The organism is Flagellimonas oceani, from assembly GCF_011068285.1.
GTDB classification, from domain to species: Bacteria; Bacteroidota; Bacteroidia; order Flavobacteriales; family Flavobacteriaceae; genus Flagellimonas; species Flagellimonas oceani.
The window spans coordinates 3,487,408-3,501,866 of sequence record NZ_CP049616.1 but is presented as its reverse complement, the minus strand read 5'-3'; the positions used below and the strand labels follow the sequence as shown (position 1 = coordinate 3,501,866).

Sequence of the window (14,459 nt, the reverse complement as noted above, 5' to 3'; positions counted from 1 at the left end):
TTAAAGATAGTCTATTCTGCATCTAGCATATAACTAAAAAACATAATTCAATTGCACCCCGCCAAAATAATTGCGGTCATTGCCCGGATAATAAAACCGTGGTTGGGCTCCGCCAAAACCTACGGCATTGATCAAAACAGATTGTGCATAATTGGCATCAAAAATATTGTTGACCCCCGCGTTCAGTCCCAAACTGATATTCTGCGAAAGTGAAGTGCGGAAACCCAACTTGGCATGGAACACATTAAAGGCATCGCTGTTTAAGGAATTGGCGTCGGTTAATGGAATCTCGTCCACAAACTGATGGGTCAAATTTAATCGTAGGCCATTGGCATGCCTAAAATCTATTCCAGAGCTCAATCTGTTTTTAGGGACACCGGTGAGCGGATTGCCCGAATAATCGTTGTCATTGTCCACAAAGTCCACAAAACTATGGTCGTTCAAGGTATAGCTGAGATAGGGGGAAAAGCTGAGGGATCGAGACAATCTACCTCGATACTGCAAGTCCAGTTCCAAACCTTGATGGCGGGTTTCCCCCGCATTTCTGCCAACATATTGGTCCTCACCGACACGTTGGGCAACCAGAAGGTTTTTTACATCCATACGGTACAGGACCATATTGGCGGACAATTTTTTGTTGAACAGCATCCATTCGGTCCCCAATTCGTAGTTGGTTCCCGTTTCCTGTGCTATGTCCGGGTTGATGACACCTCCCGGGGTAAGTGTTTCTTCCAAACTGGGATTGGAAAAACCCCTGCCTACGTTGGCATAGATGTTTCCGTTTTTCAATTGATAGCTCAGTCCAAGGTTTGGCAACACTATTGCATCAAAATCACGCTCTGCGGAAGCGTTTTCCGCTCCTTGATTGAACAAATCCCTGAAATCGTAATTCGTCTTGTTCAAATTGAGGCCCAATTGGGCGGAAAACTTGGTTGTGATGGGGTAGGTAAGCGTCCCAAAAAGATTGAATTGCCTTCTAAACTCGATGTTTTCGCTCAGTTGAGTGCCTTGCAAGCTGCCGTTGCCGTCATTTTCTTCATAAAGGTTTTCAAAAGTGCCCCAGTGGTATTCATCATTATAGAATTCGCCTCCAAAACTGAAATCCGCTTTGCCCCAATTACCTGTGAATCGACTTCGTAGGCCAAATCCGTTGGTAAATTCATCCAGAATATTAAAAGGCCTCGGTTCGTAGTGGTCCAGATAGGTGTAGAAAATGCTGGTAGTGTTCTGCAGTTGTTCCGAAAATTGATATGTGTGTGACAGACCTGTCAAAATATATTTGTTTGCTTCGTATCCCTGGGACTCCAACCAGTTTGATGGCGCCCTTGTAGGATCTTCCTCAAAATCGGTTTGGTTGATGGAACTTGGGATATGTGCCGTGTAGTCGATATAGTTCACTAAAAGTGCCATGCTACTTTTTTGGCCTGTTCGGAACTTTGTGTTCAGCAGCAGGCCATCACGCTGGAACTGGCTGTTCTGTCGGTAGCCATCGGTTTCCAAGTGGTTGTAGCTAAGGGAAATATCAAGGCCATCTTCCGAATGGGAGAATGTCAGGTTGTCCTTCAGCATATTGAACGAGCCGATCGTGAACGAATTGATAAGCTGCGTTCTGTCTTCGACCGATGCCTTGGTGTCCAATAAGATCGCACCGCCTAGATTCGCCCCGAAAGCCGTGCCTTTGGGCCCTTTTATGACTTCTACCGCACCCAAATTCTCAAAATCGTAAGCCTCGATGGTCGAAGAACCAGTGCCATTGGTAACGGGGATACCGTTAAAGTACATCCGTAATTTGTTGGTGCCGTAGGGCGTTCTTGCCCCAATGCCCCGAATAGTAATCCTGTTGGTGTTGATGGTCCCGGATAGAATGTAAACTCCGGAAATCTGGTTGATGGCTGATGGGATGTCCGTAGGATTGAAACGCTCAAAGGTCTGTCCCGCTATTTTTGATGAGGCCGTGATGCCCGTGGCCTTTTTGGGAATGGCATCCTGGGTCAGTACCACCTCGTCCAAACGGGTGATGGAATCTTTTTGGGTGTCCTGTGCCAATAATTGTGGTATGGAACAAATGATAAAAAGTAAGGGCAGTCCTTTTTGTATAAAATTCATTAAAATGATTTATCAAGTTCATCAATCAAGGTTTGGGTATCCTTGATCGTGGCAAATTCATCTTTTAAGTTGGCCAATTCTGAATGAAAAATAACCTCGGCACTGTATCTATTGCCATCGTACCCTATTTTATCAAAAGCAGCTGTAGCGTCGGATACCAAAATCACATTGAAGCCCAAATTGGAGGCCATGCGTACCGAAGTGGAAATACAATGCTCGATAGTGAGTCCGGCGACGACCAGATCGGTAATTCCCTTAACTTTTAGACTGTGTTCTAAATTGGTGCCGATAAAAGCACTGTTTACACTTTTTTCAAAAACGGGTTCACTGATCAATGGGCGTACCTCTGGGCGAAAATCGTTTCCTATTTTGTTGGGATAAAGAGGGGAATCGATATTTGTGGAATTGTGCTTTACATGGAAAATGGGCCATTGTTTTTTTCTGAATGATCGTAATAATTTGCCACAATTTTTTTCAGCATCCAAATTGTTTCGCTCCGTGCCATAAAACGATGTCTCTTCCAGCCCTTTTTGGATATCGATGAGTACGAGTGCGGTCATGGGGTTGATTTTGATCTAAAATTACGGGAAAACTTTAAGAAAGGAGGTCTTGATTCCAAATGTTGATGCAGCCATTGGCAAAATCAATTTTAGGCATCCGCCCACAATAGCTATTTTTGAACAAATTTGATCAAATGAAAATCGCATCGTACAATGTCAACGGAATCCGCGCCGCAATGAACAAAGGTTTTGTGGATTGGTTGCAAGCCGTATCCCCGGATATTATTTGTCTTCAGGAAACCAAGGCCATGGAAGAACAGGTGGACACCCAACTTTTTGAGGAAGCGGGCTATCCTTATCACTACTGGTTCAGTGCCCAAAAAAAAGGGTACAGCGGTGTTGCCCTGTTGTGCAAAAAGCAGCCGGACCATGTGGAGTTTGGAACGGGAATCGATTATATGGATTTTGAGGGAAGAAACATTCGTGCCGATTATGGGGACCTGTCCATTATGAGCATGTATTTGCCATCCGGGACCAATCTGGCACGTTTGGACCACAAGCTGATGTACATGGCGGACTTTCAGAAATACGCCGATGAGCTCAGAAAAGAACGTCCCAATCTGATTGTTTTAGGAGATTACAACATTTGTCATGAGGCCATAGATATCCACGATCCTGTCCGAAATAAAAATGTATCAGGATTTTTACCTGTGGAACGAGAATGGATAGGAAGTTTTATGGACAGTGGGTTTATCGATAGCTTCAGACACTTCAACAAAGAGCCGGACAACTATACTTGGTGGAGCTACAGGGCCAATGCAAGGGCCAACAACAAGGGATGGCGTTTGGATTATGGCATGGTGGCCGAACCATTAAAGGATAGGCTAAAGCGTTCCGTGATCTTGTCGGAGGCAAAGCACAGTGATCACTGCCCCATTTTATTGGAGGTGGATTAATAACAATCGCATAATGTCCGATATTTCCGTTTGACTATCTTTAAGCGTCCTAAAACTTGTAAGAAATGAAATATACCAGAATTCCACATACCGATATCCGAATTTCCAAAATTTGCTTGGGCACCATGACCTGGGGACGTCAGAACAACGAGGATGATGCCCACGAACAGATGGATTATGCTCTGGATGAAGGAGTGAATTTCTTCGATACTGCAGAACTATACCCAGTTCCCGCAAAGAAGGAACTGTATGCGGTAACCGAAGAGCTTATCGGAAATTGGTTCAAAAAAACAGGAAATCGGGACAAAGTAGTGCTGGGTTCCAAAATAGCGGGACCTGGTCATGCAGCAAAACATATACGCAGTACGGGATTCAGCAAGGAATCCATTATCAGCGCGGTGGAGGGCAGTTTAAAGCGTTTGCAAACAGATTATATCGATTTGTACCAACTCCATTGGCCGGAGCGGAACACCAATTATTTTGGACAACGGGGGTACAATGCCCATGCCGTGGATGTTTGGGATGATAATATCCATCAAGTATTGGAAACGCTCCGCGATTTGATTGCCGAAGGGAAAATTCGCCATGTAGGACTGTCCAACGAGACGCCTTGGGGCGCTATGAGGTATTTGGAAGAGAGCAAAGTACATCAGTCATTGCCTCGAATGAAGACCATTCAAAACCCATACAACCTCTTGAACCGTTTGTTTGAAGTGGGTCTGTCGGAGATTTCCATGCGGGAACAGATTGGTTTGTTGGCCTATTCGCCACTTGGCTTTGGTGTGTTGAGCGGAAAATACCTTACGGAAGTTCCTCCTAGAAAAGGACGAATCACATTGTTTCCAAATTACAACAGATATAGCGGAGATACCGCTGTGCAAGCCACGGAAATGTATGCACAATTGGCACAGGAGCATGGTCTTAGCATGGCGCAGATGGCCTTGGCCTTTGTAAACACCCGGCCCTTCCTTACCAGTAACATTATTGGGGCAACCACTATGGAACAGCTCAAGGAAAACATTGAAAGTATCCATGTGGACCTTTCCGATGAGGTTTTGGAAGGCATTGAGGAAATCCACAACGCTATTCCGAATCCGGCGCCTTAACTATTCCAAAGCATAGGCACGGTACTCATCATCCGAAGGTGTGCCCATTTTGCCACCCCCACAAGAGATAACCAAATATTGCCTCCCATCAATTTGATAGGTAATGGGTGTGGCATACCCCCCAGCTGGCAGTTGGTCTTCCCAGAGTTGCTTGCCTGTTTGCATATGGAACGCACGGATTTTTTCATCTTTGGTGGCCGCAATAAAAAGCACACCACCTTTGGTTATGACAGGCCCACCATAATTTTCCAAGCCTGAAACAGGAACATTGGGGTCTTGTAAACTTTCTTCGTGTCCCAGAGGAACAGTCCACAGATATTCGCCCGTGTTTAGGTCGATGGCGTTCAAGGTGCCCCACGGCGGTTTTATCACGGGATAACCCCTATCATCTTTAAACCTTGCAAAACTTGAAATGGAATAGGGGACATCGATTTTTGTTTTTTCCACTCTATGATCTTTTGCTTCTTCGATATCCATTAAAAAATTGGTGATGGCATTGGTTTCTTCTTCGGACAGATTTGGCATGCCGGGCATGGCGCCTCGCCCTTTTTGGATGATGCTTTTTATGGAATCGGTTTCCAGTCGCAACTTCACGTTTTGAAGCTCAGGAATTCCGTTCAAGCCTTGCAAATCCCCACCGTGACATCTGGCACAATGGATTTGAGCCAAACTTTGCCCCACACTTGCACCCTCTTCATCTCCTCCAACCTCTGTCATTTTTATGATCCATGCCATTTCATTGGCATTAACGTACATCACCCCGTGCCGTGGGTCGACTGCTGCTCCACCCCATTCGGCACCACCATCGGCCCCTGGGAATAGAATCACTCCAGTGGTGTCCATAGGTATAAATTGCCCTTGTGAGGTAATGGAGTTGAATTTTTCCAATACGGTTGGATTGCCTTCATTTTCATTCCCTTGTACCAAATCATCAACAAAAGCAGTTCGATTGGGAGCGTATAGATCATCTTCCGTCAAAATTTGACGTGCAAACGGCCTAGGCTTTAAGGGCAAGGGCTGGGTTTCAAATGCTTTTTCTCCAATTAATGTGGAACTCGGATACGATTTTTCCTCAATGGGGAACAGTGGCTCTCCAGTAATTCGGTTGAATACAAATACATGGCCACTTTTGGTCACCTGTGCCACGGCAGGAATAGTTTGTCCATCCCTAACAATGTCAACTATGTTGGGTGGTGCCGGTAAATCTCGGTCCCAAATATCGTGGTGCACCATTTGAAAATGCCAAATTCGCTCCCCGGTATTGGCATTCAAAGCCAATAGGGAATTGGCAAACAGGTTGGACCCTTCGCGGTCACCGCCATACCAATCAAATGCTGCCGAACCTGTGGGGATGTAAACAATGCCTTGCTCGTTGTCCAATGCCATACCGGGCCAACTATTGGCACCACCCACTTTTTTGTATGCTTCGGCAGGCCAAGTTTCATAACCAAATTCTCCTGGCTGTGGAATGGTATGGAACGTCCAGAGAATTTCACCTGTGAGCACATTGAAGGCTCGGATGTGCCCTGGGGAAGAACCGGGACCTTCGCCAACTCGGGTGCCTTGAATCAGTATGTTTTTAAAAACCGCCCCCGGCGTATTGGAGACCACGGATAATTTGTTCGGGTCCCTGCCCAGACCATCTCGAAGGTCGATACTTCCGTTGTTGCCAAAAGCACTAATGGGCTGGCCCGTTTTAAGATTGATGGCATACAATCTTGGGCCTGATGAAAAAAAGATGCGACTCGGAGCAGAACCCTCGGATTTCCAATAATTCAAGCCCCGGTTGAGCCCCAAGCCCGATTCATCCTTGGTTTTTGGTGAAAACTTCCAGATTTCTTCTCCTGTTTTCGCGTTGATGGCAAACAGTTCGATGGCTGCATTTACCCCGTAAAGCACATTTTCAATCATTAAAGGGCTTGTCTGAATCTGTGTGGTTCTTCCTTCTTGCAGACCCCCACTCTTATAGCTCCAAGCGAGTTTCAATTGGGAAACATTGGTGGTGTCGATTTGATCAAGATTGGAGAAATGTGTTCGTTCGGGGTCGCCCAAATAATGTTCCCAAGTAGTGAAATAAGCTTTGTCGGCCGTATTTATTTTTGGTTCGGAGCAAGAAAAAATCAAGGCTAAAACGAGCAGGGGTAAAATTTTGTTCATGTGCAGTTTGAAAGTTTCCTAAATATAGAAAGAAACCATCAAAACGTAATTTTACCCAAATAGGTGTGCGACGACATCCTCAATCTTGGATACTTTTTGAATCTGTATGCCCGATTGCTTTAATGCAATCTTATTGTTTTTGGAGACAAATATTTTGGAGAAGCCCAATTTTTCGGCTTCAAGGATGCGTTGTTCCACGCGTTGCACGGGCCTGATTTCCCCTGCAAGCCCTACCTCTGCGGCAAAACAGATACCTTTTTCAATGGCGATGTCCGAATTGCTGGATAGGATGGCGGCCATAACGGCCAAATCGATGGCGGGATCATCCACGGAGATTCCTCCAGTGATGTTCAAGAAAACATCCTTTGCACCCAATTTAAAACCTGCACGTTTTTCCAAAACGGCCAAGAGCATATTCAATCTTTTGGCATTGAATCCTGTGGCAGAACGTTGCGGTGTTCCATACACGGCGGTGCTTACCAAAGCTTGAATTTCAATGAGCAAGGGCCGCATACCCTCCACGGTGGCTGCAATCGCGGTACCGCTGAGGTCTTCGTCATTTTTGGAGATCAACACTTCTGAAGGGTTGTTCACTTCGCGCAATCCACTTCCCTGCATTTCGTAAATGCCCAGTTCGGCAGTGGAGCCGAATCGGTTTTTGAGCGAACGAAGAATACGGTACACATAGTTTCTGTCGCCTTCAAATTGAAGGACGGTATCCACCATATGTTCCAGAATCTTGGGGCCTGCTATGGTGCCATCTTTGGTAATGTGACCCACCAAAATAACGGGGGTGTGGCTTTCCTTTGCGAATTTGATGAGCTCGGCAGTGCTTTCTCGGATTTGTGAAATGCTCCCCGCAGCGGATTCGATATAATCGGTGTGCAATGTTTGAATGGAATCGATGACGACCAAATCGGGTTCAATGGTTGAAATCTGCTGAAAAATATTCTGTGTTTTGGTCTCGGTAAGGATGTAGCAATTTTCACTGTTGGGCTGAATACGGTCGGCACGCATTTTTATCTGCCTTTGACTTTCCTCGCCTGAAACATATAGGATTTTATAGGGTAGCTTCAAGGCAATCTGAAGCAACAGCGTACTTTTTCCGATGCCCGGTTCCCCGCCCAGCAAGGTCAGTGAGCCCGGTACCAGTCCGCCGCCCAATACGCGGTTGAACTCTTGGTCCTTGGTGTCCAATCGGAGTTCTTTTTCTTGGGTAATTTCGGAAACACGTAGGGGTTTGTTGGCCTGTTTGGCAACCTTATCGGTTTTCCAATTTTTCTTGTCCTCTTTTTGGACCACTTCTTCCACAATTGTGTTCCATTCCTTGCAAGAGGAACATTGCCCGACCCATTTTGGAAATTGGGTTCCACAGTTTTGACAAAAAAATGCTGTTTTGGTCTTGGCCATTCAAAATAAATGAGGGGCCTAAAGATATGGAATTAGACGTTGGATTGGATATTTGGATGGTTAGATAGTTGGAATTTTAGAGGAAAATCATCTAACAATCCAATAATCTGGGAATCCATCCAGCTAGTACCCGAAGTCTGCTTTTAGTGCATCGATTTTTTCGAGGGCCATGTCCTTGGTCAGAAAGTCGATTTCTTCCATTTGGAAGGCTTTTTCGAAGGTTTTGAACGCTTTTTTGGGCTCTCCGATAAACTCATAGTGTTCTGCTTCAAAATAAAAGCCCATCATGGTTTCCGGGAATTGTTTTTTGCAGAGTTCGGCCAATGGCTTTAACGATTCGTAGTCTTGTTTTTTCAGGCAGGCGGCATAAATGGCCATAATATCGTTGAGTTCCACAGGCTTTTCAAACCCGAACAGGTTTTCTATGGTCTGATATCTGTTTTCCAAATAATTGAACACGGGTTCTTCGGATGTCAAAATATCCGACTTGTACTCAGCAGGGGTAATGGGTCTGTAAATACTGAAAACGTTATCAAAAGCTTTGCTTATGCCATAGGCTGCTATAGAGGTGTGGTCGGCATTTTCATATTCATCAAAAAAGTAATGCAGGGATTCTTTGGTAATAGAGCTGATGCTGGTATTCATTTGAAGCACACGTTGCCTATCATCCGTAGGTTGCTTTTCTACGATCAGATTGTAAAAGATGGTCTGGTCCAGCTCGGACAAACGGGCGGGAACCCTGCTCTCCATTTCGGTGGCCAATACGGGCGAAATACTGATATAGGAATTAAAGAAGGATTGGTCTTTGAACAAAAAGTAGTTGCCAAAATTGGCCGTGATATCATACCCCACAAACATTTTAAAGGGTGCAATGTTGTATGTGGTGGCCAAGTAGGGAATCAATTCCGTTCCCAAAAATTCGTAGAACATTTTGCCTTTTTCCGTGGGCAGTCCAGAGACTTCTTCGTAGGCACAATCTTCCCAGCGAAGATCGTTTTGGAGTTGGTGAACCCCGACCACGATGGCTTCGGGCATGCGATCGAACCTGCTTTGGAACTTTACATTGGCCACAACAAGGTCGAACAAGTATTCGGCATCCAAAACCACGATCAATGGATATGTTTTTTCATCGGAATAATCTTCGGGAAAATAGTAGGAGACATCTCTGCGCTCTTGCAGTTTGAAGGATTCAAATATCTCCTTTTTTACTTGAGCGCTAAGGTTCAAGCAAGTAAAGCCTATCAGTAGAAATAGACATTTTTTCATTGGTTAAGATTTAGGCGGTCGGGGTTTACCGATTTCTATTCAATAACGGCAATACTAGGAAGGATATTGTACCGAAAACTACGACCATAAACGTCTGGGCGATCCACATGATCCACCCAAATGCGTCCCCGGAAACGGAGCTGATGCCATAAATGCTCAGTGCAGCACTTACTGCAATAGGGTAAAGACCTATTCCGCCATTGGTTGTGGACATGGCGAAGGCTCCGGCCACAAAGGCGACCAACAATTCGCCAAGGGATAGGGGAATGGTTTCTTCCACGGTGTATTTTATGACCCAGAACATGCCAAAATAGGCTGCCCAGATAAACAAAGTGTGGAAAATAAATGGCCACTTGTTTTTCATTTTGAAGAGGCTGAGCACGCCTTCTTTTAGACCGTTGAGGAATCCCTTGAGTTTGATGGCCAAGGGCGATTTGGATTTTCGGATGATGTACGATCCCAAAAAGAGTCCGACAATACCCACAAGCAGTATTCCGATGGCGCCTATGATATTCACGCCTCTTTCTTCCATAAAACCGAGAATAAAATCGGTTTGAAGCATTAAAGTGACCATGATTATGGTCAAAAGCATTAACAAATCGATTACTCTTTCGGTAACTATGGTCCCAAATCCTTTTTCAAAAGGGACCTTCTCGTAAGTGGTGAGTGCGGTGGCCCTTAAAATTTCACCTGAACGGGGTATTCCCAAGTTGGCAAAATAGGAAATGAGGACAATAAATATGGTGTTGACGGTTTTGGGGCGATACCCCAAGGGTTCCAAAAGGTATTTCCATCGAATGGCCCGTGAAATGTGGCTCAATATTCCAATAATAATGGAAATGGTCACCCATAATGGGCTGGCATTGGAAATATAATGAATGATTTGCTTTCTTTCCTCTGGCGTGGTGGAATTGTAGGAGTACCAAACCAAAAACAGCCCGAAGGCAATGGGCACGAATATTTTAAGGAATTTTTTGAGGGATCTGCCCAAAATTTATTGGAGTAGATTGGTTTCCTCATTGGGGAAAACCAATGCTGGATTAAATGTTTTTGCCTCTTCGATATCCATCCAAGCGTAGGTGATCAGGATCAATACGTCTCCCACGGCCACCTTTCTGGCTGCGGCACCGTTCAATGTTAGTTCCCCGGAGTTTCTCGGTCCTGGGATGGCATAAGTTTCCAATCGTTCACCGTTGTTGTTGTTCACGATCTGCACTTTTTCGCCCCTAATAATATTGGCGGCATCCATAAGATCTTCGTCTATGGTGATGCTACCTATATAGTTAAGGTCTGCCCCGGTAACTTTTACTCGGTGTATTTTAGATTTTACGACTTCTACTTGCATGGTGCAAAATTATCAATTCAATCTTAGATTATCAATTAAGCGAACACCGTCTGCGTAAACGGCGATAAATGCCCTATATTTTTGGTTGTCCTGAATTTTTAAGGCTGGGGTCAATGTGTTCTCGTCAGCGATTTCAAAATATTCGAGGTCAAACAAAGGGTGTTGGTCAAACTCTGACTTTACCCAATCCACAATACTTATTGCACTTTTCGTGCCAAAATCGGCTTTGGCAGTTTGCAGCGTAGTGTGAATAAAACCGGCCTCTTCACGGGTTTCTTTTGACAGTCTTTCGTTTCGGGAGCTCATGGCAAGACCGTTCGGTTCACGTTCAATGGGGCAGCCAATAATTTGAAAAGGCAAATTTTTTATTTCGGCCATTTTTCGGATAATCTGTAACTGCTGAAAATCTTTTTCGCCAAAATAAGCTCTATCGGGAGCCACGGTCCTTAGAAAAAGTTCCACAATGGTGCCTACACCGTCAAAATGTCCAGTTCGGAACTCCCCTTCCATTACTTTGTCCAACCCATCGAACTCGTAAGATTGGGAAGTAACGTTTTCCCCGTAAATTTCATCAACGGTGGGGGCAAATACCACAATATTGTCCGAAACCTGTTTCAAAAGCTCAATATCTTTCTCGAATGTTCTAGGGTATTTATCCAGATCATCTTTTTTGTCGAACTGGGTAGGGTTCACAAAAATGCTCACTACCACCAAGTCGTTTTCCGAAAGTGCTTTTTTTACCAAGGAGATATGACCCGTGTGAAGCGCACCCATGGTGGGTACAAGACCAATGCTACAGTCTTTTTTTCGCTGCTCTTGGGTAAAGGCGTTCAGTTCTTTTTTAAGGTCGAATATCTTCATATACAGGTACAAAAGGGTGCAAAAATACTATAAATACAGCTAATCAGCATAATTTTTGTACTTTTGCAGCTATGTTTTTCGGATAAACAAAAGAAAGCGTTTATGAATGGTAAAAAGGTATTGTTTGTATCTTCTGAATTAGTTCCCTACCTCCCAGAGAATCCAGTTTCCTTAATGTCGTATGAAGCACCAAGAATGGTGAACAGCAATGGTGGCCAGATCCGCATTTTTATGCCAAGGTACGGAAACATCAACGAAAGGAGGCATCAATTACATGAGGTAATACGTTTATCGGGGATGAACCTGGTGATCAACGACATGGATATGCCCTTGATCATAAAGGTGGCTTCCATACCCAAGGAAAGAATACAAGTCTACTTTATAGATAACGACGAATATTTTAAAAGGAAGGCCACATTTGCCGATTCTGATGGAAATTTGTTCCCCGATAATGATGAGCGCGCCATTTTCTTCGCGAAAGGAGTTGTGGAAACGGTGAAAAAATTAAACTGGTCCCCGGATATTATCCACGTACATGGTTGGATGGCTTCCATGGTGCCGCTTTACCTGAGAAAATATTATGCCGATGAGCCATTGTTCTCCGAGAGTAGAATTGTTACCTCCGTATATGGTAAGGATTTTGAAGGGGAGTTGGATGCAACAATGATCGATAAAATCGCTTTTGACGGTATAGACAAAAAAGAAATTTCGGCGCTGTCCACGCCCGAGTATAATAATTTGTTAAAGGTTGCCGTAGATCATTCCGATGCCGTTATTTTAGCCGCGGATGATTTGTCCGATGACCTAAAAAGCCATATCGACAATCTTTCCGTGCCCGTATTGCCGTACGTTTCCCTTCAGGAAGCCGAAGAGGCATACACAAATTTCTATAATACAGAGGTTTTAAAATAGATTGAATGAGATTTTCCAATATTTTCAAGGTTTCGGCGCTGGTTGGAACTTTGTTTTTACTAATAGTCTCTTGTGAAGAGGAACTTGATACCATAGGTGAAGGTGTAATTGGAGGAGAACCTTTTACCACAGGTAAAGTAGCATACGATGTTTTTGCCTTTAACAAGGGAATCACTGCTGTACAGACCAATAGATTGCCCCTATACCAACTAGGAACTTTCAATGACCCCATTTATGGGCAAAGAAAGGCAAGCATCATATCCCAGTTGCAGTTATCGACCACCTCCCCAACATTTGGTGATATCTCGCAGGCAGATGAGGATGACCCGGATAACGACCAAGAAAATGAAACGGTAAAGGAAGTATATCTGAACATTCCTTTTTTAACCGCCCCCTCACCCGACAGGGATGGAGACGGTGTGCCGGATGAGTTCGAAAATGGCGACGATGCCGATGATCCCAATTCTGATTTGGACGGTGATGGGGTTTCCGATAACCAAGAGCGAATAATAGGTTCAAACCCATTTGATCCTGACGAGGATGGAACGGAAGATAATTTTACGCCGAACATATATCCCAACAGATTTGATTTGGACAGTATTTATGGTGACAGGAACCAAACCTTCGATTTGGTGGTCTCAAGATCCAATTACTTTCTTAGGGATTTGGATCCGAACTCAAACTTCCAAGAAGCACAAGAATATTATTCCAATCAGGATTTCTCTAGCTTTATTGGTGAAGAGCTTACCATTTCAGGTCAAAACACCGTGATAATTGATGATATTGAGACAGTTGTAATGGCCGAAGACGATCCCGATACAGAAGATGTGGACGAGTCTCAAACCCTTGTAGATGATAGAATACCACCAGGTATCCGCATTCCCTTGAACCCGGATTTTTTCCAACAAAATATCTTGGACAAAGAAGGTCAGTCCGAGCTTTTGAGCGATTCCAACTTTAAGAATTTCCTACGGGGCGTTCACTTGACCGGCAGTGATATGGAAGAGCTGATGTTTTTGTTGGATCTTACCCGCGCGAACATTACCATTACCTATACTTACGATGATTATGATGCCGAGGCAGAAGAAACCGTTACGGCGGAAAAGGACTTTGTCCTGAATTTTTTGGAGAGTTCGCAACAAACAGGAGTAACCGGGAATGCCGTCAATGTTTTTGAAAACGAGATATTGCCGACTGAAGCTTTAAATGCCATGGACAACGGCGAAAATGCCTCTAGAATTTATGTAAAGGGAGGTGCTACATTGGCCGAAATTCGTTTGTTTGACGAGACGGCCAACGGCGGCTCTGGAATAATCAACCAGATAAAACAGAACAATTGGGTGATCAATGAGGCAAACTTGGTGTTCTACGTAGATCGTGAAGCAGTGGGCGAAACGGTTGTAGAGCCACTACGACTTTATTTGTACAATGCCGAGACCAATCGTCCCCTTTTCGATGCATCCAACGAGAGTCCTAATGGCAATTCAGGGCCAAACCCGTTACAATATTTCCTGAATCATGGTGGTATATTGGAGCAAGAAAATAATCGGGGAGTAAAATATAAAATCCGTATCACGGAACATATCAATAACATTATAGTTCGGGATTCAACCAATGCCAAGTTAGGGTTAACTTTAACACCCAATATAAACATTATTGGACTTCGGGAAGCAATTGGAAGTGATATGCAGGGAATCGATTATCCCGTAGCAGCTACGGTGAGCCCATTGGGCACTGTTCTGTATGGGAGCAATGTGCCCAGCGAGCTTGAGGATAAAAAACTGAAATTGGAAATCTTCTACACCGAGGCCAACTAAATAGGATAAATTTACCGTGGTTT

Annotated in this window: 12 protein-coding genes; 4 read left to right on the top strand and 8 right to left on the bottom strand. The window is 44.4% G+C overall.

The window, feature by feature from the left end:
• Positions 1-33: 33 nt before the first annotated feature.
• Positions 34-2,106: a TonB-dependent receptor family protein gene (locus tag GVT53_RS15825; protein WP_166249462.1), complete on the bottom strand. Its 2,073-nt coding sequence runs from the start codon at positions 2,104-2,106 to the stop codon at positions 34-36.
• Positions 2,106-2,666, bottom strand: a complete 561-nt coding sequence (locus tag GVT53_RS15820; RefSeq protein WP_166249461.1) for a cysteine hydrolase family protein — start codon at positions 2,664-2,666, stop codon at positions 2,106-2,108. The genes GVT53_RS15825 and GVT53_RS15820 overlap by 1 nt, the downstream gene beginning before the upstream one ends.
• A gap of 134 nt (positions 2,667-2,800) precedes the next feature.
• Between GVT53_RS15820 and GVT53_RS15815 the strand changes: the two genes are divergently transcribed.
• Both GVT53_RS15815 and GVT53_RS15810 read left to right on the top strand, forming a co-directional pair.
• Positions 2,801-3,562 (top strand): exodeoxyribonuclease III, encoded by a 762-nt coding sequence (locus GVT53_RS15815; RefSeq protein ID WP_166249460.1) that lies wholly within the window; start codon positions 2,801-2,803, stop codon positions 3,560-3,562.
• Between the two features lie 65 nt (positions 3,563-3,627).
• Positions 3,628-4,668 carry an NADP(H)-dependent aldo-keto reductase gene (locus GVT53_RS15810; RefSeq protein ID WP_166249459.1) on the top strand — a complete coding sequence of 347 codons (1,041 nt, stop codon included), beginning with the start codon at positions 3,628-3,630 and terminating at the stop codon, positions 4,666-4,668.
• Here the strand turns inward: GVT53_RS15810 and GVT53_RS15805 are convergent, their stop codons facing one another.
• The 6 genes from GVT53_RS15805 to panC all read right to left on the bottom strand — a co-directional run bounded on the left by GVT53_RS15805 (position 4,669) and on the right by panC (position 11,707).
• Positions 4,669-6,825: an outer membrane protein assembly factor BamB family protein gene (locus tag GVT53_RS15805; RefSeq protein ID WP_166249458.1), complete on the bottom strand. Its 2,157-nt coding sequence runs from the start codon at positions 6,823-6,825 to the stop codon at positions 4,669-4,671. It lies immediately after the preceding gene.
• A 51-nt stretch (positions 6,826-6,876) separates the two neighbouring features.
• On the bottom strand, positions 6,877-8,235 hold the full coding sequence (gene radA, locus GVT53_RS15800) for a DNA repair protein RadA (RefSeq protein ID WP_166249457.1): 1,359 nt from the start codon (positions 8,233-8,235) through the stop codon (positions 6,877-6,879).
• A gap of 123 nt (positions 8,236-8,358) precedes the next feature.
• Positions 8,359-9,501, bottom strand: a complete 1,143-nt coding sequence (locus GVT53_RS15795; protein ID WP_166249456.1) for an alpha/beta hydrolase — start codon at positions 9,499-9,501, stop codon at positions 8,359-8,361.
• A 25-nt stretch (positions 9,502-9,526) separates the two neighbouring features.
• Positions 9,527-10,492, bottom strand: coding sequence for a lysylphosphatidylglycerol synthase transmembrane domain-containing protein (locus GVT53_RS15790; RefSeq protein ID WP_166249455.1), 966 nt, complete (start codon positions 10,490-10,492; stop codon positions 9,527-9,529).
• Between the two features lie 3 nt (positions 10,493-10,495).
• On the bottom strand, positions 10,496-10,846 hold the full coding sequence (panD, locus tag GVT53_RS15785) for an aspartate 1-decarboxylase (RefSeq protein WP_108245838.1): 351 nt from the start codon (positions 10,844-10,846) through the stop codon (positions 10,496-10,498).
• A gap of 12 nt (positions 10,847-10,858) precedes the next feature.
• Positions 10,859-11,707: a pantoate--beta-alanine ligase gene (panC, locus tag GVT53_RS15780; RefSeq protein WP_166249454.1), complete on the bottom strand. Its 849-nt coding sequence runs from the start codon at positions 11,705-11,707 to the stop codon at positions 10,859-10,861.
• 102 nt (positions 11,708-11,809) lie between these two features.
• On the opposite strand from panC, the gene GVT53_RS15775 reads away from it, so the two are divergent.
• Both GVT53_RS15775 and GVT53_RS15770 read left to right on the top strand, forming a co-directional pair.
• Entirely contained in the window at positions 11,810-12,619 is an 810-nt protein-coding gene (locus GVT53_RS15775; protein ID WP_166249453.1) for a glycogen/starch synthase, read from the top strand.
• A 5-nt stretch (positions 12,620-12,624) separates the two neighbouring features.
• Positions 12,625-14,436 carry a DUF4270 domain-containing protein gene (locus tag GVT53_RS15770; RefSeq protein WP_166249452.1) on the top strand — a complete coding sequence of 604 codons (1,812 nt, stop codon included), beginning with the start codon at positions 12,625-12,627 and terminating at the stop codon, positions 14,434-14,436.
• Positions 14,437-14,459: the final 23 nt, after the last annotated feature.